This is a genomic window from Gemmobacter sp. LW-1 (genome assembly GCF_001303875.1).
Classification (GTDB): Bacteria; Pseudomonadota; Alphaproteobacteria; order Rhodobacterales; family Rhodobacteraceae; genus Gemmobacter; species Gemmobacter caeni.
In genome coordinates this window covers 332,290-351,760 of sequence record NZ_LJSC01000051.1, presented here as the reverse complement: position 1 = coordinate 351,760, position 19,471 = coordinate 332,290, and the positions used below count along the sequence as shown (strand labels likewise).

The window sequence follows — 19,471 nt, the reverse complement described above, 5'->3', positions numbered from 1 at the left end:
CCGGAAGCGCGGCATCTGATGCGATCCGGGATAAGTCCCATGCCGGTCAAAGGCAAGGGGCGCCCGGAAGGGACGGGAGAGAACATGGCTTCGGCAGGCAGCAGCATGCGGCGGATCGGGCTCTGGCTCGCGGGGGCACTGGTCGCGGGGGCCATGGCGGCCTGTGCGCCGGTCTATCGCAACCACGGGTATGTGCCGACGGACGACGAACTGGCCGAGGTGCAGGTGGGCGCTGACAACCGTGACAGCGTGGCGGAAAAACTTGGCCGTCCTTCGGCTGAGGGTCTGCTGAACGACGAGGGCTGGTTCTATGTCCAGAGCCGCTGGCGCCACTATGGCGCGCAGGAGCCGCAGGAAATCGACCGTCAGGTCGTGTCGATCACCTTCGATCAGGGCGGCGTCGTGCGCAATGTCGAGCGGTTCGGTCTGGATCGCGGCGAGGTCGTGGTGCTGTCGCGGCGTGTGACCGAAAGCAATATTAAGGGAATCGGCTTCCTGCGGCAGATCATGGGCAATCTGGGTCGCTTCCGCGCCGATCAGTTCCTGCAACAATAGCGCGGGCCGTCATCGGCCCGTCGCAGGCTTGTGGCAAACCGGGCGCGCAAGGCCCGGCAGACGGGCGGGAGGTCGGAGTGCAGCCGTTGCGCAAAGGTCGTCTGGTGGCGCGGGTGGCGCAGGAGGCGGGGGATGTGCAGCGCGCGCAGGCCCTGCGGCAGATGTGCTTTCGCGGCGCCGCTGCGACCGGGCTGGACGCCGACCGTCACGATCCCGACTGCCTGCATGTTCTGGTCGAGGATACGGACAGCGGCGCGCTGGTCTGTTGTTACCGGCTGCTGCCGTTGTCCGGCGGCGCCGAGATCGGGCGCAGCTATTCCGCACAGTTCTACGACCTGCGCCCGCTGCGCAGCTTTCCTGGCCCGATGGTGGAAATGGGGCGGTTCTGCATCGCCCCTGACCAGCGCGACCCCGACATCCTGCGCCTTGCCTGGGGGGCGATGACGCGGATTGTCGACGGGATGGGGGCGGAGCTGCTGTTCGGCTGTGCCTCGTTCATCGGCACCGATGCCGACCGCCATGCCGAGGCTTTCACCCTGTTGCGCGCGGGCCATCTGGCGCCGCGCCGCTGGCTGCCGCGGGTTAAGGCGCCGCGGGTGTTCCGCTTTGCCAAGGCGCTGGCGGGGCGCGAGCCTGACCGCAAGCAGGGCCTGCTGACCATGCCGCCCCTGTTGCGTACCTATCTGTCGATGGGAGGCTGGGTGTCGGATCATGCCGTGGTGGATGATCAGCTTGGCACGCTGCACGTCTTTACCGGCGTGGAAATCCGCGCCATCCCCGAAGCGCGTGCCCGCGCTTTGCGCATGGTCGCGAGCCCGGAACCCGGAGCGGCTTGACCTGCGGCCCCGGCGCCTTTACCTGCCGCCTATCATGGCACGCGCACCCCTTCTTCAGCTTTCCGGCATCTCGCTCACCTTCGGTGGCAATCCTTTGTTCGACGGGCTTGACCTTACCGTGCAACCGGGCGACCGGGTGGCACTGGTGGGGCGCAACGGCTCGGGCAAATCCACGCTCATGAAGATCATGGCGGGGCTGGTTGAGGCCGATCAGGGGCTGCGCACCGTGCCACCCGGCGTCAGCGTCGGTTATATGGAACAAGACCCCGATCTGTCGGCCTATGCCACGCTGGGCGACTATGCCGCGAGCGGCCTGCCTGCGGATGAAAGCTACAAGGTCGATGTGGTGGCCGAGGGGCTGAAATTCCGCCCCGATACGCCGGTTTCCAGTGCCTCGGGCGGGGAACGTCGCCGTGCGGCTTTGGCCAAGCTCATGGCCGAGGCGCCGGAGCTGATGCTGCTGGACGAGCCGACCAACCATTTGGACATCCAGGCGATCCAGTGGCTTGAGCGCGAGCTTTCCGAGACCCGCACGGCCTTCGTTCTGATCAGCCACGACCGCGCCTTCCTGCGCGCGCTGACCCGCGCGACGCTCTGGGTCGACCGGGGCGAGGTGCGGCGGCGCGAGCAGGGCTTCGAGGGATTCGAGGAATGGCGCGAGACCATCTGGGCCGAGGAGGACGACGCCCGGCACAAGCTGGAACGCAAGATCAAGCACGAGGCCAAATGGGCGGTGGAGGGCATCAGCGCCCGCCGCAAGCGCAACATGGGCCGGGTGCGCGCGCTGCAAGACCTGCGGGCGCAGCGCGCCGCGATGATCCGCCGTCAGGGCACCGCCGCGCTGGATCTGGAAAGCGGCCCGACCTCGGGCAAGAAGGTGATCGAGGCCAAGGGTCTGAGCAAGGCTTATGGCGAAAAGCAGATCATCCGCGATTTCGACCTGCGGGTGCTGCGCGGTGACCGGGTGGCCTTCGTCGGGCCGAACGGCATCGGCAAGACCACGCTGCTGAAGATGCTGATCGGGCAGGAAGAACCGGATGCCGGCACGGTGACGCTGGGCACCAACCTGCAAATCGCGGTGTTCGACCAGACCCGCGCGCGGCTGGACCCGGAGGCGAGCCTTTGGGAAAACCTGACCGGCGATCCGCTGATGGCGGTTTCCGGCGCCTCGGATCAGGTGATGGTGCGCGGCACGCCCAAGCATGTTGTGGGCTATCTCAAGGATTTCCTGTTCAGCGAATTGCAGGCCCGCGCGGCGGTCAAGTCGCTGTCGGGTGGCGAAAAAGCGCGGCTTCTGCTGGCCAAGCTCATGGCGCAGGAATCGAATCTGCTGATCCTTGACGAACCGACCAACGATCTGGATGTCGAAACGCTTGATCTGTTGCAGGACATCCTCGGCGAATATGACGGCACCGTGCTGCTGGTCAGCCATGACCGTGATTTCATCGACCGGGTGGCGACGACGACCATCGCGATGGAAGGCGAGGGCAGGGCAACCGTCTATGCCGGCGGCTGGAGCGATTATCAGAGCCAGCGCCCGGTTGACGCGCCTGCGCCAAAGGCTGCCGCGCCGAAGCCCGCCATTGCCGCAAGGCCCGACCCCGCGCCGAAGAAGGCCGATGGGCTCAGCTTCACCGAACGCAAGCGGCTGGATGAACTGCCCAATGTCATCGAGCGGCTGGAACATGAAATCGGCAAGCTGGGTGAATTGCTGGCAACGCCGGACCTGTTCACCAAAGAGCCGGTGAAGTTCCGTAAGGCCTCGGACATGCTGGCGGAACGGCAGCAGGCGCTGGCGGCGGCCGAGGAGGAATGGCTGGAACTGGAAGAAAAGGCCGGGTGATCGCAGGCAATCGCGGCGCTTCAAGGTGCCGTGATGAACTATTGAGTTCAGTTTCGTCAGGCGCCATCTCTGGACCGACGCGGCGACAAAGACCGCCGTGATGGTAAGGAGAAAGACCGATGAAACGCTTTGCCCTGGCTGTTCTGGCCCCGCTGACGCTGGCTGCGCCTGCCTTTGCGGGTGGGCTTGCAACCCCGGCCCCGGAACCCGTGGTCACCGCCCCTGTGCCGGTCGCGCCGGTGCGCGCCGATGGCAATTGGGGCGGCGCCTATGCCGGTGCGCACCTTGGCTATGCCGATGTGAATGACCCCAATGCCGATGGCGCCTTCGGCGGCGCGCAACTGGGCTATCGCTGGGATCTGGGCACCACCGTTCTGGGCGTCGAGGCCGATGTGTCTGGCACCAATATCAAACCCTCCACCGGGGGCGGCAAGGTTGATACACTGGCGCATCTGAAGCTTCAGGCGGGTTACGATTTCGGTCGCACGCTGGTTTATGCGACGGCGGGCGCAGCCTATGCCAAGGGCGATATCGGCGGCACCAATACCTCTGACACCGGCTATTTCGGCGGGATCGGCGTGGACTATCAGGTCAACGACCAATGGACCGTTGGCGGCGAGGTTCTGGCCCATCGCTTCGACAATTTCGACGGAACCGGGCTTGACCCCGATGCGACGACCGCGGCGCTGCGGGTCAACTATCGCTTCTGATTGCCCGTCCGGGCAAGGCAGGGGGCGGCGGGGCGATCCGCCGCCCTTTCGCATGCGGATCAAGGTTTCCAAGCCGACGCGAAAGCGGTAAGTCGGCGCCATCCCAAAGGGAGAGCGACATGACCACGACGATCCGCCTGCACAACACCCGCACCCGCCAGACCGAAGATCTGGTGCCGCTGATCCCCGGCAAGGTGCGCATGTATGTCTGTGGGCCGACCGTCTATGACCGCGCCCATATCGGCAATGCCCGGCCCGTGGTGGTGTTCGACACGCTGTTCCGCCTGCTGCGCCATATCTACGGCGCGGAGCACGTCACATATGTGCGCAACTTCACCGACGTCGATGACAAGATCAACGCCAAGGCCGCCCAGACCGGCCGCCCGATCCGCGACATCACGGATGAAACGATCAGCTGGTATCACGCCGATATGGATGCGCTTGGCGCCCTGCGCCCGACGCATGAGCCGCGCGCGACCGAATATATCGGCGCGATGATCGCCATGATTTCCGATCTGATCGACCGGGGGCACGCCTATGCCGCCGAGGGCCATGTGCTGTTCGATGTGCGCAGCTATGCCGATTACGGCAAGCTCTCGGGCCGGTCAGTCGATGACATGATCGCCGGCGCGCGGGTCGAGGTGGCGCCCTACAAGCGTGATCCGATGGATTTCGTGCTATGGAAGCCCTCGGACGACACGTTGCCCGGCTGGGACAGCCCCTGGGGGCGCGGGCGTCCGGGCTGGCATATCGAATGCTCGGCCATGAGCCGCGAATTGCTGGGCGAGACCTTTGACATCCACGGCGGCGGCATCGACCTGCAATTCCCGCATCATGAGAATGAAATCGCGCAAAGCTGCTGCGCCAATCATTCTGGCCAGTTCGCGAATATCTGGATGCATAATGAGATGCTTCAGGTCGAGGGCAAGAAGATGTCGAAATCGCTCGGTAATTTCTTTACCGTCCGCGACCTGCTGGATCAGGGCTATCCGGGCGAGGTGATCCGGTTTGTTTATCTCGGCACGCATTACGCGCGGCCGATGGACTGGACGCATGAGAAGGCGATACAGGCCGAAGGCACGCTGCGCAAATGGCGGGCGCTGACGAAAGGCGCGCAGCCGGGGCAGGTGGCCGATGCGGTGGTGGCGGCGCTGGCGGGAGATCTGAACACCGCTGGGGCGCTGGCCGAATTGCACCGTCTGGCGGGTGAGAGCGATGCGGCGGGGCTGCTCGCCTCGGCGCAGCTTCTGGGCCTGCTGTTGCCGGAACTTGGTGGCTGGGACGAGGCCGGGGTGGACCTCGCGCCTTGGGTGAACCGTCTGGCTGGGTTGCGCGCCGAAGCGATGGAGACGAAGAACTTCGCCCCCGTCGATGCGCTGAAAAGCGCACTGACGGCGGCGGGTTTGGAGGTGCGGATGTCGAAAGCGGGGGTGGAGCTGCTGCCCGGCCCCGGTTTCGATGCGGCCAAGCTTCCGGTGCTGGAATGAAACCACGCACCTATCTCGACTGGAACGCGACCACGCCGCTGCGCCCTGAGGCGCGGGCGGCGATGATCGCGGCGATGGATCTGGTGGGCAACCCCTCCTCCGTCCATGCCGAGGGGCGGGCGGCGAAATCGCTGCTGGAACGCGCGCGCGGCCAGATCGCCACCGCACTGGGGGCAGATGGTGCCGACATCGTGTTCACCTCGGGCGCGACCGAGGCGGCGGCGCTGGCCTGTGCCGGGCGTGACCTGCATTGCGGCGACATTGAACACGAAGCCATCAGCGCGTGGTGCACGCCCGATCTGCCGGTCGATGCGGCGGGGCAGGTGACGGTGACCGACCCGACGAAAACCGCACTGCAATATGCCAATTCCGAAACCGGCATCGTGCAGGCGCTGCCAGAGGGGCTGGCGGTCTCCGACCTGACGCAGGCTTTTGGCAAGCTGCCCTTCGCCTTCAACTGGCTGGGCTGCGACATGGGCATCGTCTCGGCCCATAAACATGGCGGGCCAAAGGGAATCGGCGCGCTGATCCTGCGGCGGGGGCTGGATGTTCCGGCGCAGCTGAAGGGCGGCGGGCAGGAGATGGGGCGCCGCGCCGGAACCGAGAATCTGATCGGCATTGCAGGATTCGCTGCCGCCGCCGAAGCCGCCGCGCGGGATCTTGCGGACGGGGTCTGGGAGCGGGTGGCTGAATTTAGAAATATTCTAGAGTCAGCATTGTCAGCCGCAGAGAATGAGACTATTTCTGTCGGGAAAGGAAGTGTTCGACTTCCGAACACCCTGTGCCTCGTCACCCCCGGCTGGAAGGGCGAGACGCAGGTGATGCAGATGGATCTGGCTGGTTTCGCCGTTTCGGCGGGCTCGGCCTGTTCCTCGGGCAAGGTTCGGGCCAGCCGGGTGCTGCGCGCCATGGGGTTCGACGAGACCGCCGCCGCCTCGGCGCTGCGCGTGTCGATTGGCCCCGAGACGACGGAAGAAGATGTGTTGCGCTTTGCCGATGCCTGGACAGCGCAATACCGCAAGGCCCGCAAGCGGGCGCAAGAGGGATAAGGCCATGACGGCACTGGAAACCGAAGACCAGATCGAAGTGCGCGACGGCGTCGACCGCGAGACGATCGAAACCGTGCAGGCCATGGCCGGCAAATACAAATACGGCTGGGAAACCAGCATCGAGACTGAATATGCGCCGAAGGGGCTCAATGAGGATATCGTGCGCCTCATCAGCGAAAAGAACGGCGAACCGGAATGGATGCTGGAATGGCGTCTGGCCGCTTATCGCCGCTGGCTCCAGATGGAAGAACCTCGCTGGGCCATGCTGAACTACCCGGAAATCGACTATCAGGATCAGTATTACTACGCCAAGCCGAAGAGCATGGCGGTGAAGCCGAAGTCCCTGGATGAGGTCGATCCGAAGCTGCTGGCGACCTATGAGAAGCTGGGGATTCCACTGAAGGAACAGATGCTTCTGGCCGGTGTTGAAGGTGCCGACGAGCCGCGCAAGGTCGCGGTGGACGCGGTGTTTGACAGCGTTTCCGTGGGCACGACCTTCAAGGAAGAGCTGAAGAAGGCTGGCGTCATCTTCTGCTCGATCTCTGAAGCGATCCGCGAATACCCGGAACTGGTGAAGAAATACCTCGGCACAGTGGTGCCGCAGTCGGATAACTTCTTTGCCACGCTGAACTGTGCCGTCTTCTCGGACGGGTCGTTTGTCTACATTCCCGAGGGCGTGCGCTGCCCGATGGAACTGTCGACCTATTTCCGCATCAACGCGGAAAACACCGGGCAATTCGAACGCACGCTGATCATCGCCGACAAGGGCTCTTACGTCAGCTATCTGGAAGGCTGCACCGCCCCGAAGCGCGATACCCACCAGCTTCATGCTGCGGTGGTGGAGATTGTGGTGCTGGACGATGCCGAGGTGAAATATTCCACCGTTCAGAACTGGTATCCGGGCGACGAGGAAGGCCGGGGTGGCATCTACAACTTCGTGACCAAACGCGCCGATTGCCGGGGTGCACGCTCCAAGGTGATGTGGACGCAGGTGGAAACCGGCAGCGCGATCACCTGGAAATACCCGTCCTGCATCCTGCGCGGCGATGACAGCCAGGGCGAGTTCTACTCCATCGCCATCGCCAACAATGCCCAGCAGGCCGATACCGGCACCAAGATGGTGCATCTGGGCAAGAACACCAAATCCCGCATCGTGTCGAAGGGGATTTCGGCGGGGCGCGCGCAGAATACTTACCGCGGACTGGTAAGTATGCACCCGAAGGCATTGAATTCGCGGAACTATACGCAATGCGACAGCCTGCTGATCGGGGATAAATGTGGTGCGCATACCGTGCCCTATATCGAGGTGAAGAATAATTCCTCGCGGGTGGAGCATGAGGCGACCACCTCGAAGGTTGATGACGACCAGCTCTTCTATTGCCGTTCACGCGGGATGGACGAAGAGGAGGCCGTTGCGCTGGTGGTGAACGGCTTCTGCAAGGAAGTGCTGCAAGCGCTGCCGATGGAATTCGCCATGGAGGCGCAAAGCCTCGTGGCGATCTCACTGGAAGGCTCGGTCGGATGATCGTCACGACGACCCCCACCATCGAAGGCCACCGCATCACCGCCTATCACGGGCTGGTGGTCGGCGAGGTCATCATGGGCGCCAATATCGTGCGTGATCTCTTTGCCTCGATCACCGATGTGATTGGCGGACGCTCGGGCGCCTATGAAAGCAAGCTGGCCGATGCCCGCGAAGAGGCCACGAAAGAATTGAAAGACCGCGCCCGTGCAATGGGCGCCAATGCCGTTGTCGGCGTGGATCTGGACTACGAAGTGGTCGGGAATTCCATGCTCATGGTGTCGATCTCGGGCACCGCCGTGACTGTCGACTGAGGAAAATCATGCTGGAAATCAACAATCTGCACGTCAAACTTGAAGAGGATGACAAGGTTATCCTCAAGGGCGTGAACCTCAGGGTCGAGGCGGGCAAGGTCCACGCGATCATGGGTCCGAACGGCTCGGGCAAATCGACGCTGAGCTATGTGCTCTCGGGCCGCGACGGCTATGAGGTCACCGACGGCTCCGCCACGCTGGACGGGGTGGAACTGCTGGAGATGGAGCCCGAAGAACGCGCCGCCGCCGGCCTGTTCCTTGCCTTCCAGTATCCGGTGGAAATTCCGGGCGTTGGCAACATGACCTTCCTGCGCACCGCTGTGAACGCGCAGCGCAAGGCGCGCGGGCAAGAGGAAATGAGCGCGGGCGAGTTTCTGAAAGTCGTGCGCGAAAAGGCCAAGGCACTGAAGATCGACGCCGAGATGATGAAGCGCCCGGTCAACGTGGGCTTCTCTGGCGGTGAGAAGAAGCGGAACGAGATCCTCCAGATGGCCATGCTGGAGCCCAAGATGTGCATTCTGGACGAGACTGACTCCGGTCTCGACGTCGATGCGATGAAACTGGTGGCCGACGGTGTGAACGCGCTGCGCAGCGAAGGCCGTGCATTCCTTGTTATCACGCATTATCAACGGCTTCTTGACCATATCAAACCTGACGTCGTGCACATCATGGCGGATGGCCGCATCGTGAAGACAGGCGGGCCGGAACTGGCCCTGGAAGTCGAGAACAACGGTTACGCCGACATTCTGGCCGAGGTGCTGTGATGGCGGTCGCAGAGGCGAAACGCGACGCGGCGGAGGCGCGGCTTTCCGCGCTGGCGCTGCCGCAGGGCGGATGGGCCGGGGCCGCGCGGGCCGAAGCGCTGGCGCGGCTGCGCGCCATGGGCCTGCCCGGTAGGCGGGATGAGTACTGGCGTTATACCGATCCGTCGTCGCTGGTGCAGGCAGACGCGCCCAAGGCTTCGTTGTTCGACCCGAAGGACGAGCCGATGGCCTTTACCGGGTTCGACCGGGTGAAGGTTGTCTTTGTTGACGGTGTCTTCGATCCGGCGCAATCCGACGATCTGGAAGCGGCTGGGGTTGAACTGCTCAGCCGGCAGACCGCCGACATCCATTGGGCAAAGTCGCTGTATGGCGTGCTTGAGACGCGGGGTCAGACCCCGGTGCAACGCCCGCTGGCAGCGCTGAATTCCGCTGCGGCTACAGAAGGCGTTCTGATCCGCGTTACCGGCAGGGCCGCTAAGCCTGTTTCCCTGATTTATCTGCACAAATCAGAAACTTCCGATGCGATGCTTCATCATTGTGTGAAGCTGGAGGAAGGCGCCGAGCTGACGCTGCTGGAAAACGGCCCGGCCGCCGCGCGCTTTAACAAAGTGCTGGAAGTTGAGGTCGCCGATGGTGCCCGTTTCCACCATATCCGTACCCAGGGCCGTGATCACGAACGGCGCGCCGTGACGCATATCTTTGCCCGTCTGGGTCGGGAATCGCTGTTCAAGAGCTTCACGCTGACCGCCAATGGCGTGCTGACGCGCAACGAGGCGGTGATCGAACTGACCGGCGATGATGCGGTGGCGCATGTGGCGGGGGCCGCGGTCGGCGATGGCGACTTCCACCATGACGACACGGTGTTCGTGACTCATGCGGCAGAACGCTGTGAAAGCCGTCAGGTGTTCAAGAAGGTGCTGAAGAATGGCGCCGTCGGCGTGTTCCAGGGCAAGATCCTTGTGAAGCCCGGCGCGCAAAAGACGGACGGATATCAGATTTCCCAAAGTCTGCTGCTGGATGACCATTCGCAGTTCCTTGCCAAGCCCGAGCTGGAAATCTACGCCGATGACGTGAAATGCTCGCACGGGTCCACCTCGGGCGCGATTGACGAGACGGCGCTTTACTACCTGCGCTCGCGCGGGGTGCCGCTGCGTCAGGCGCAATCGCTTCTGGTGCTGGCTTTCCTCGCGGAAGCCATTCAGGAGATCGAGGACGAAGGACTGGCCGAAGATATTCGTGCCCGTCTGGAGAGCTGGCTGGCGCGGCACGGGCAGTAAGATGGCGGTCACCTCGGATATCGTCGAAAGCTGGCGGCGCCCCCGCACGGTGCTGCGCCGTCATCTGGAACGCGGCGTGTCCGAGCCTTTCGCCTTCAGCCTGCTGTTCGTCTTTCTGCTGATCGCCTTCATCGCGCAATATCCGGTTGCGGCGCGCGAAACCGTAATGAACCCGGACAAGCCGCTGTCGGCGCAATTGCTGGCTGTGGGGCTGGGGCTGCTGGCGACAATCCCGGTGTTTTACCTGCTGGCGGCGGCGAGCCGTCTGGTGGGGCGCCTGAGCGGCGGGCGCGGCAGCTGGTTTGGCGCACGGCTGGCGCTGTTCTGGGCGCTGGTCACTGTCACGCCGCTGGTGCTGCTGGTGGGGCTGGTCGCCGGGATGATCGGGCCGGGTCCGCAACTGACCGCTACCGGGCTGGTGGCTTTCGCCGGTTTCCTGTTCCAGTGGATCATGGGACTGAGCGTGGTGGAACAAGGGGCATGAGCATGTTCGATGTGGCGAAGGTGCGCGCGGATTTCCCGATCCTCGGGCGCGAGGTGAACGGCAAGCCGCTGGTCTATCTGGACAACGGCGCTTCCGCGCAGAAGCCGCAATGCGTGATCGAAGCGGTGACGCGGGCCTATTCCATGGAATATGCCAATGTTCACCGTGGCTTGCATTACCTTTCGAACCTTGCGACTGAAAAGTACGAAGCCGTGCGCGGTACCATCGCCCGCTTTCTGAACGCGGGAGACGAAGAGGAAATCGTCTTCGCCTCCGGCACGACCGAGGCGATCAATCTCGTTTCCTACGCCTGGGCCGCGCCACGGCTCCAGCCCGGGGACGAGATCGTGCTGTCCATCATGGAGCATCACGCCAATATCGTGCCCTGGCATTTTCTGCGGGAACGGCAGGGCGTGGTGCTCAAATGGGTGGAATGTGACGCCAACGGCGATCTGGACCCGCAGGCGGTGATCGACGCGATCGGCCCTCGCACCCGTCTGGTGGCGGTGACGCAGATGTCTAATGTGCTGGGCACTGTGGTTGATGTGGCCGCGATCTGCCGGGGCGCGCGCGAGAAGGGCGTGCCGGTGCTGGTCGATGGCAGCCAGGGCGCGGTGCATATGCCGGTCGATGTGCAGGCGATGGGCTGTGATTTCTATGCCATCACCGGGCACAAGCTCTATGGCCCTTCCGGCTCCGGCGCGATCTATATCCGGCGCGAGCGTCTGGCTGAGATGCGCCCCTTCCTCGGTGGCGGTGACATGATCCGCGAAGTGACACGCGATGCGGTAACCTATGCCGACCCGCCGATGAAATTCGAGGCAGGCACGCCCGGTATCGTGCAGCAGATCGGGCTGGGCGTGGCGCTGGATTACCTGATGACGCTGGGGATGGAGAATGTCGCCGCGCACGAACGCCGGTTGCGCGATTATGCGCGGTCGCGGCTCGCCGGTCTCAACTGGCTGAACGTGCAGGGGAATTCAGCGGGGAAGGGCGCGATCTTCTCCTTCACGCTGCAAGGCCCGGCCCATGCGCATGACATCTCGACCGTGCTGGACAAGAAGGGCGTTGCCGTGCGTGCCGGTACCCATTGCGCCATGCCGCTCCTGGAGCATCTGGGCGTGGGCGCCACCTGCCGCGCCTCATTCGCGCTTTACAACACCGAGGCAGAGGTCGACAGGCTGGTCGAGGCGCTGGAACTCTGCCACGAACTTTTCGCCTGATTCCGTGTTGCGCGCCCCTGCGGCTTGGTCTATTCAGGCCGCAACGCACCCATAGCTCAGCTGGATAGAGCGTTGCCCTCCGAAGGCAAAGGTCGCACGTTCGAATCGTGCTGGGTGCGCCATTATCTGTAAATTCCAAGACGTTATGCTGGTCGGTTTTTCAGGCCTGGCGCCTGTAAGCCAGCTTTGGGTCAGGCATGCCATTCAGCCACACCAGCGCATATTGGCTGCAAGGCTCAGTTGCCTCGTTCGGAAGACTTGCGAGCTCTGCGAGCAATGCCAGACGAAACGGAAGAGGGGTCCTGTTCGCAAATCGGATCAAGGTCCGAAGCAAGAGCTTGCTGTGCTCGTCGCTGAAACTCCCCGAGGTTCTCCCTGAAAACCGGACAGTGACGGAAGCCGCGATCTGATCTCTGCTGGTCGCCAGGAGGGATGAGGGAGAACATATCGAAACGCCGGAAGCATGAAGCGGACTCAGCCACTATCATCTGTTGATATCCTGAGAATCGTGCGATCCTTAGCGTGTCTTTCATGCAGATTTTCTGGCTGCCGCAGCAGATTTCGCGCCGCCTTTCGTCACACCCTTAACGTGGCGAGGAACGGTCGGACGGCAGTCAATAGGCCCAGCGGCCGGACGTAGAGCCAAGGGTCCGCCGCATGTCAGCCGGACAGCGTCCTGAGCGAAAAAGCTGGCTTACCGGATAGGCGAAAAAGCCATCATGTTTCGTCGTTCGTTCTTGATTAAGGTGACTTATATAGACATTGTGTCAGAAAAATTCCCAGAGGTGCATCGGCACATGCAGGCTGACTTTTCCACACTTCTGGCACAAGCCGGATACTCTGTGCCCGAGGCCGCGCGCGTGCTTGGCTATTCAGAAGGCCACATCTATCGCTGGAAACGCGGTGAGGAGATCCCCCGCGACAGCGTGATCCGTCTTCTGAACATGGAGATCGAGCGGCGGCGCGATGCAGGCGATGCGGAAAAGACCTTTACGTTCATCGACCTGTTCGCTGGGATCGGCGGCCTGCGGCGGGCAATGGAGAGCGCGGGTGGGCGCTGCATCTTCACCTCTGAATGGGACAAGTACGCCCAGCAGACCTATATGGCGAACTTTCCTGACAACCGGCTTCCGGTGGGCGACATCCGGGAGGTAGACGCCGAAGACATCCCCGCGCATGACGTGCTGGTTGCGGGCTTTCCCTGCCAGCCCTTCTCGATCGCCGGGGTATCCAAGAAGAACGCACTTGGCCGCGCGCATGGCTTTGACGATGAGACCCAGGGAACGCTGTTCTTCGATGTGCTGCGCATCCTCATGCACCACCGTCCTGCGGCCTTCATGCTGGAGAACGTCAAGAATCTGAAAAGCCACGATAAGGGCCGCACCTTCGAAGTGATCCGCCGCAAGCTGACCGAGGAACTCGGTTACACGCTGGAGACCCGGATCATTGACGCCGGGCATTTCGTGCCGCAACATCGCGAACGGATTGTGATGGTCGGCTTCCGTGAAGCGACCGGGTTCAGCTTCGATGACGTGCATCTTCCGACTTACGGGACCAGGCGGATGCGCCATGTTCTGCACCCTGAAAATGGCACGGAACAGCCCGAGGGGCATTTCACCGTTGGGCCGGATGCTGTGGTCAGCGACAAATACACCCTGACCGACAAACTTTGGGCCTATCTGCAAGGCTATGCTGCAAAGCATAAGGCCAAGGGGAATGGGTTCGGCTTTGGCATGGTCGATGGTGACAGTATCTCGCGCACGTTGTCGGCCCGCTATTACAAAGACGGTTCCGAGATTCTGATCAGTCGGGGCGAAGGCAACAATCCGCGACGCCTCACGCCTCGTGAATGTGCGCGGCTGATGGGCTACCCCGATGACTTCCGGATTCCGGTGTCTGACACTCAGGCCTACAAGCAATTCGGCAACTCGGTGGCCGTGCCTGTATTTGCCGAGGTGGCAAAAGTCATGGCACCACATATCCTCGCACTGACGAGAGCTGAACCGCTTAAGAAAGTTGGCTGACGTTCACGACAGCAGGACCCGCAGCCGAAACATGGCGGCAATCAAGGGGGCTGATACCAAACCGGAAATGCTGATCCGGCGCGGGCTTCATGCACTTGGTTACCGCTACCGTCTCCACGACCGGAAACTGCCGGGTAGACCAGACATCGTGCTGCCAAAGCATGATGCGGTGATCTTTGTGAACGGCTGCTTCTGGCATGGGCACGCTTGCCCACTTTTTCGATGGCCTGCAACACGGCAGGATTTCTGGCGCGCCAAGATCACCGGCAACATCGAGCGGGACGCCCGGAATATCGACATGCTGATTGTTGCCGGCTGGCGTGTTGCGACGGTCTGGGAATGTGCGCTGAAGGGGCGCGGCAGGTTGCCGTCGGAGGCGGTGATTGACTCCCTTGCCCTATGGATATGTTCTGGCGACCAACGGCTGGATCTCGAAGGTCAGCATACAGAAACAGGCGGCCAGATTTGAGCGAGCAGGGTATTTTCGATTTTGACGAGGACGGGGGCGGTCAGGCCGGACTTCTGACGGACCTGCTGAGCCGGGCTGAGCGGGTATTGGTCAAGAAGCTCTCGAACAATGACCGTGACTGGGCGCGTTATGCCAATAAGCACCAGGCCGGGGTTTATATTCCGGCGGAACAGCGCGAGGGCGGGTTTTTTCCACCGCTGGAGGTCAAACCGCGCAAAGACCCGGATGCGGCCCCGATCCGGGAGGCCTGGTTCGATACGCTCTGGCCACAGGCTCCAGGCGATGAGCGCAATAAACATACCCGGATCGTACACTACACGAGTAAGGGCCCTGAGACGCATATGACACGCCTGCCGAAAGAGTGCTTTGAGCATCTCTCGCCGGCTTCTTTCCTGATGATGGGGCGGTATCGGCAGGGCGAAGATACTGTCTACGAATGCCTGACCATTGATTCCGCCAGCGAGGAAGCGGATCTGCTTCTCCTGCAGCTCGACATCACACCGGATTTCCTGATTGGTGAGTTTGAACCCGCTGAGGTCAGGGCAAAGGAACAGGACCGGGTTCTTGATTTCGCGGAAGAACTGATCGTGGCCTGGAAGGCTGGTACGATCGTCGGGTTCGGCCTTGCCCGTGCTGCCATGCCGAAAACCGAAGAACTGGCCGGGCTGGCGCGCGACCGTTACCTCGAGATCTACGGACTGAACAGCCTCGATCCCTTCGCCATCGAACGCCCGGGTGATGCGCTCCGCGAGATCAGCCGCAGTATCGAATGGGATATGTTCCGAGACTTTCAGCGCCGCGAGCGGGCCGTCGAGCTGGTACGCATCGTCCTTGGCGACGCACCGCGCGACATGACCATCGCAGAGATCATCCGGCAGCTGATCAATGAACTGCCCCGGATCGACGCGCTGATGCTGTCGGCCAGCCAGCAGAGGAAATCCAGGGCTGGCTATTCCTACGAACACCATATTGAAGCGATGCTGAGCGGGGGAAAAATCCCGTTCGAAAAACAGGTTGTCATCGAAGCGAAGAAGCGCCCCGACTTCATTCTTCCCTCACTGGCCTCCATCAGCAGCGGCGAAGTCATCGCCGCAACCGGTCTGATCCTGAGTGCGAAGACCACCCTGCGCGAACGCTGGAAGCAGGTTGAGCGGGAGAAAGGCGAGCGCAGGCTCTACCTGACCACGGTCGATGAAAACATCGCGGGCAATGCCATTCAGGATATGGCAGGCATCGGCGTGCAACTGGTGATCCCCGAAAGCCTGATGGACGCCAAAGAGACCGAATACGCCGGACACGCGAATGTGCTGACCTTCCGGCGGCTCTGCGATGAAGTCATTCTGCCGAACCTGAAAGTATGGGTTTAGCAACGAGATCGGTTTTCTGGGATAGGGTCTGCAAGGGGCCGCCCATTGCGCAGCGGAGAAATCGCTGCGTAGCGTCGTATGTATGCCTCAGTCGCGAGCGGCTTGATCTGTGATGCCGATGTCTGCTTTCAGGGTGGCAGCTGCTGAATGTGGGTACGGCGTAGCCCTGGTTAGTTAAGCACTGTTACATCTCCACCTGATGGCAAGATATGCCCGGAGGCGCTACCACTCTGACGATGCCGGCAGGAGGAGGGTCTCCAGGCCCGCGGCACTGCCTTGAGGGCCGAGCCCTCTGCGCTCACCGACCAGAAAGCTTTGTCCTGGGCTGATGCAGGCGTCGGCTGGTGTTCTTGCGGAAGGTGTTGCGGAGATCCTTGTTGATCAGCTCGATGTCGAACCAGTCCGGATCGAAATGCCCGCCGGCCCAGCGAAGGTTGGAGCTGTGGTCCTCGTGGTTCGGATCGCGGATGGTCTCGAGGAAATCGGCATAGGACCAGGGGCCGCCGACATCTTCGGGTGGCCGGGCTCGGGCCCCTTCGGTGCATTCTGCATGGCGCGGCAGGGGATCGAGGGATAGCCACTCCTCGATCCGGATCACATGGGTCCAGTCATCGCCAAAGTCGTAGAGGTAAGTGAAGGTCAGATCCTGGCCGGAGAAATCCGCCAGCCTGCCCCCAGTGTAGTCGAAGGTCTGCGGACCCCCGAAACCATCCTCAAGCTGATCGGGGTCGCCATATCGCAGCCCGCCGAAAACCCCGACGCTGATCCGTTCGATCGAAGCCGATCTGGCCACGGGCCATGCGGCCGTCATCCAGATCGTCTCGACCAGCGAGGCGCTGATGGAACGGCGGCTGGGCCCGCCCTGGTTCGTGCTGTTCGGGACGCCCGTCTACTATCCACCGGCCATCTTCTGGTGGTGGTACTTCTACGAGGCCTACGCGCCACCGGTCTTCGCGACGGGCGGGATCATCGCAGCCTCGGGGGGATTTATCGCCATAGGCGTAGCGATCGCCATGTCGGTCTGGCGCGCCCGCGAAGCCCGCAACGTCGCGACCTATGAATCTGCCCGATGGGCCGAGAAGGGCGAGGTGAAGGCAGCCGCACGACTGAGGCCGGCATCAGGATGCGGGCCAGCGCCACGATGCGCACCAGTGCGAAGGGATCGACGGCCTGGGCACGCGCCTGCACCGGCACGCCCTCGATCTCGTTCCACAGGTTCACCGGCACGCTGTCGGGATGCGCGGGCAACGTCGCCAGCGTCACCAGCATGGCGATGCGGTCCTCTTCGGCCTCGCCCATGCCGAGGATGCCGCCGCAGCAGACCCTGATGCCGCCCTTGCGGACCTGCTCGACCGTGTCGAGGCGGTCGTCCATCGTCCGGGTGCTGGCGATCTGCGCGTAATACGCGGGCGAGGTGTCGATGTTGTGGTTGTAGAAGTCGAGGCCCGCCGCCTTCAGCCGCGCGACCTGTTCGGGCGACAGCATCCCCAGCGTCATGCAGGTTTCCAGCCCCAGCTCGGACACGCCCCGCACCATGTCGCAGAGCTTGTCCATGTCGCGGTCCTTGGGGCTGCGCCAGGCGGCCCCCATGCAGAACCTTTGCGCGCCCGAGGCCTTGGCGCGCTGTGCGGCGGCCAGAACCTCCTCGGTTCCCATCAGCTTGGTGGCCTTCACCCCGGTCTCGTGATGGGCCGATTGCGAGCAATAGCCGCAGTCCTCGGGGCAGCCGCCGGTCTTGATGCTGAGCAGGCTCGCGGTTTCGATCGCGTTGGGGTCGAAATGCGCGCGGTGCAGGGTCTGGGCGCGATGCATCAGGTCCGCGTGCGATGCCGACGACCGACTTGAGCTATCTGCACCTGCTTGGCTCTCTTTGGACGTTGGTACGCAAGCATAGCGTTCTCCGGCGCGTGGTCGCGGTGCAATTCCTGATCTTCGCGGCCTTCATCAGCTTTTGGTCGAACCTCGCGCTTCTGATGGCTGAGCCGCAGCATGAACTCGGAGGAACAGCTGTAGGACTTCTGGCGCTGGTCGGTGTCGTCGGTGCACTTTCCGCGCCTATCGCAGGCCGGTTCTCAGACAGGCGCGGTCCCGCCGTGGTAGTGTCGATGGGCGCGGGGCTCGTGATACTGGCCTTCCTCATTTTCGGGCTCTGGCAAGGTTCCATTATTGGCTTGGTCACCGGCATCGTGATCATGGATCTTGCTGTGCAATCCTCCCAGGTTGCCAACCAGTCGCGCGTCTATGCACTCGAGACGCCCGATGCCCGACTGGTTTTACCAGGCCGTGCTCGACAATGCGCTCATCCTCACCATCGACCGGGCGTACTTCGACCTGACCGGCGGGCTAGACCGTTGGCTCTATGGCCTCGTGCACAAGCACGGTGGCCGACAACGGGATGGCTGGCGTTTCGACTTCCATCATCTTCACCAGAAGTCCAGGGCACTGTCGCCCTTCAAGCGGTTTGCCTTCGAGCTTCGCGACATCATCCGGCGGCAGCCGCTGCCGGGCCGAGCGCTGGACGCAGCTCGATCGTCAGTTGCTGCGGGATGCGGGGCGTTCGCGCATCCTCGACATGGCGCCGGATGCGGATCGGCACCATAGCCGATTTCCGCAATGGCGCGGACCGGATTGATCTGGGGGATGGTCTGCGGTTCCGCGATGTGAACGAGACCTCGATCCCAGGCGTGGTCCGGCTGACTTTCGACGGGGCGCCGGGGCTGTCGCTCACCGTCATGGGGATCACGGCCGCGCAGCTTGGGGCCGAGGATTTCCTCTGACAGGCAACCGTTGCCGGGCGCGGTTCAGATCCGCGCCACGAAGGCCCGGGCCAGCATCAGGCCGTTACGGTCAGCCTCAACCCCGACCCGCGCGGCCTCTTGCGGGTGCCGGTCCAGCCAGCCGGGAGACATGCCTTCCATCACCGCCGGAAATCCGCGCGCCCAGTCAGCCACCACGCCGCGATGCGCCTCGAAATGGAACTGCGTGGCATAGGTGGCCCGGCCCAGACGAAAGGCCTGCTGCGTGGCACCGGCCGAGCGCGCCAGATGAAGCGCCCCGTCGGGCAGGGTGAAGGTGTCGGAATGCCACTGGAAACTGATGAAGCGTTCGGGCAGGCAGCCCAGAACCGGATCGGCGGCTCCCTCCGGGGTCAGTTCGACGCTGCACCAGCCAAATTCCGGTGCCGTTCCGATCCGGTTCTCCGCCCCGAAACCGCGCGCAAGAAGCTGGCTGCCAAGGCAGATGCCCAGAACGGCGCGATCCGCCCCGGAAAAAGCCCGCATCCGGCGGGCGAGTTCGGGCAGGTAGGGGTGGCTGTCATCGGCCCGCGCGTGCTGTTCGCCGCCGAAGACGACCAGCGCATCGTAATCGGCGGGATCAGGCAACTGGCCATCGGCCCAGGGCTTGTAGAGCCCGATCCGCGCCGCGGCCTCGTGCAGGGCGACGCCGACCTGACCGTGATGGGTGACCTTCGTATTCTCGACAATGGCGACGCGCATCCTGCCCTCCGTTCCGCCGCGCCATCCTGCACGTCCGGGCGGGACACTCA

Annotated in this window: 19 protein-coding genes, 1 tRNA gene and 2 pseudogenes; 19 read left to right on the top strand and 3 right to left on the bottom strand. The window is 63.0% G+C overall.

Translation table 11 applies throughout. The annotated features are described in order from the left end of the window. The first annotated feature begins 84 nt into the window (after positions 1–84). The 16 genes from AO684_RS15705 (at position 85) to AO684_RS15630 (ending at position 15,924) form a co-directional block, all read left to right on the top strand. Positions 85–555 (top strand): outer membrane protein assembly factor BamE, encoded by a 471-nt coding sequence (locus AO684_RS15705; RefSeq protein WP_054303724.1) that lies wholly within the window; start codon positions 85–87, stop codon positions 553–555. Positions 556–632: 77 nt separating this feature from the next. Continuing rightward, positions 633–1,391: a GNAT family N-acetyltransferase gene (locus AO684_RS15700; RefSeq protein WP_054303660.1), complete on the top strand. Its 759-nt coding sequence runs from the start codon at positions 633–635 to the stop codon at positions 1,389–1,391. A gap of 34 nt (positions 1,392–1,425) precedes the next feature. Then, on the top strand, positions 1,426–3,234 hold the full coding sequence (locus AO684_RS15695) for an ABC-F family ATP-binding cassette domain-containing protein (RefSeq protein WP_054303659.1): 1,809 nt from the start codon (positions 1,426–1,428) through the stop codon (positions 3,232–3,234). 119 nt (positions 3,235–3,353) lie between these two features. Further along, positions 3,354–3,944, top strand: a complete 591-nt coding sequence (locus AO684_RS15690) for an outer membrane protein (RefSeq protein ID WP_054303658.1) — start codon at positions 3,354–3,356, stop codon at positions 3,942–3,944. Between the two features lie 119 nt (positions 3,945–4,063). Further along, positions 4,064–5,431, top strand: coding sequence for a cysteine--tRNA ligase (gene cysS, locus AO684_RS15685; RefSeq protein WP_054303657.1), 1,368 nt, complete (start codon positions 4,064–4,066; stop codon positions 5,429–5,431). Further along, positions 5,428–6,480, top strand: a complete 1,053-nt coding sequence (locus AO684_RS15680) for a cysteine desulfurase family protein (protein WP_054303656.1) — start codon at positions 5,428–5,430, stop codon at positions 6,478–6,480. The genes cysS and AO684_RS15680 overlap by 4 nt, the downstream gene beginning before the upstream one ends. A gap of 4 nt (positions 6,481–6,484) precedes the next feature. Next, on the top strand, positions 6,485–8,005 hold the full coding sequence (gene sufB, locus AO684_RS15675; protein WP_054303655.1) for a Fe-S cluster assembly protein SufB: 1,521 nt from the start codon (positions 6,485–6,487) through the stop codon (positions 8,003–8,005). Next, positions 8,002–8,316 (top strand): heavy metal-binding domain-containing protein, encoded by a 315-nt coding sequence (locus AO684_RS15670; protein WP_054303654.1) that lies wholly within the window; start codon positions 8,002–8,004, stop codon positions 8,314–8,316. The genes sufB and AO684_RS15670 overlap by 4 nt, the downstream gene beginning before the upstream one ends. A gap of 8 nt (positions 8,317–8,324) precedes the next feature. Continuing rightward, entirely contained in the window at positions 8,325–9,080 is a 756-nt protein-coding gene (gene sufC, locus AO684_RS15665) for a Fe-S cluster assembly ATPase SufC (protein WP_054303653.1), read from the top strand. After that, positions 9,080–10,357 (top strand): Fe-S cluster assembly protein SufD, encoded by a 1,278-nt coding sequence (gene sufD, locus AO684_RS15660; RefSeq protein ID WP_054303652.1) that lies wholly within the window; start codon positions 9,080–9,082, stop codon positions 10,355–10,357. The genes sufC and sufD overlap by 1 nt, the downstream gene beginning before the upstream one ends. A gap of 1 nt (position 10,358) precedes the next feature. Continuing rightward, a complete protein-coding gene (locus tag AO684_RS15655; RefSeq protein WP_054303651.1) occupies positions 10,359–10,841 on the top strand; it encodes a YIP1 family protein in 483 nt (160 codons plus the stop codon). A gap of 2 nt (positions 10,842–10,843) precedes the next feature. Beyond that, entirely contained in the window at positions 10,844–12,064 is a 1,221-nt protein-coding gene (locus AO684_RS15650) for a cysteine desulfurase (protein WP_054303650.1), read from the top strand. 45 nt (positions 12,065–12,109) lie between these two features. After that, positions 12,110–12,186 (top strand) — tRNA-Arg (locus AO684_RS15645). Positions 12,187–12,783: 597 nt separating this feature from the next. Next, positions 12,784–14,088 (top strand): DNA (cytosine-5-)-methyltransferase, encoded by a 1,305-nt coding sequence (gene dcm / locus AO684_RS15640; RefSeq protein ID WP_229825659.1) that lies wholly within the window; start codon positions 12,784–12,786, stop codon positions 14,086–14,088. A gap of 31 nt (positions 14,089–14,119) precedes the next feature. Then, positions 14,120–14,557: a very short patch repair endonuclease gene (locus tag AO684_RS15635; RefSeq protein ID WP_304437869.1), complete on the top strand. Its 438-nt coding sequence runs from the start codon at positions 14,120–14,122 to the stop codon at positions 14,555–14,557. Beyond that, positions 14,554–15,924, top strand: a complete 1,371-nt coding sequence (locus AO684_RS15630) for a type II restriction endonuclease (RefSeq protein WP_054303647.1) — start codon at positions 14,554–14,556, stop codon at positions 15,922–15,924. Before AO684_RS15635 ends, AO684_RS15630 begins: the two co-directional genes overlap by 4 nt. A gap of 298 nt (positions 15,925–16,222) precedes the next feature. Here AO684_RS15630 and AO684_RS15625 read toward each other — a convergent pair whose 3' ends face one another. Then, positions 16,223–16,717, bottom strand: a complete 495-nt coding sequence (locus AO684_RS15625; protein WP_369814601.1) for a plasmid pRiA4b ORF-3 family protein — start codon at positions 16,715–16,717, stop codon at positions 16,223–16,225. 194 nt (positions 16,718–16,911) lie between these two features. After that, entirely contained in the window at positions 16,912–17,736 is an 825-nt protein-coding gene (gene bioB, locus AO684_RS15620) for a biotin synthase BioB (protein WP_369814599.1), read from the bottom strand. Between the two features lie 14 nt (positions 17,737–17,750). On the opposite strand from bioB, the pseudogene AO684_RS22620 reads away from it, so the two are divergent. The 3 genes and pseudogenes from AO684_RS22620 to AO684_RS22060 all read left to right on the top strand — a co-directional run. Next, positions 17,751–18,119, top strand: a pseudogene (locus tag AO684_RS22620) (MFS transporter); the annotation flags it as partial. Between the two features lie 64 nt (positions 18,120–18,183). Beyond that, a pseudogene (locus tag AO684_RS21380) lies at positions 18,184–18,441 on the top strand (replication initiator protein A); the annotation flags it as partial. A gap of 65 nt (positions 18,442–18,506) precedes the next feature. Continuing rightward, positions 18,507–18,701 (top strand): hypothetical protein, encoded by a 195-nt coding sequence (locus tag AO684_RS22060; RefSeq protein WP_054303646.1) that lies wholly within the window; start codon positions 18,507–18,509, stop codon positions 18,699–18,701. A 24-nt stretch (positions 18,702–18,725) separates the two neighbouring features. On the opposite strand, the gene AO684_RS15610 is transcribed toward AO684_RS22060, so the two are convergent. Continuing rightward, positions 18,726–19,421, bottom strand: coding sequence for a type 1 glutamine amidotransferase (locus tag AO684_RS15610; RefSeq protein ID WP_054303645.1), 696 nt, complete (start codon positions 19,419–19,421; stop codon positions 18,726–18,728). Positions 19,422–19,471 lie beyond the last annotated feature (50 nt).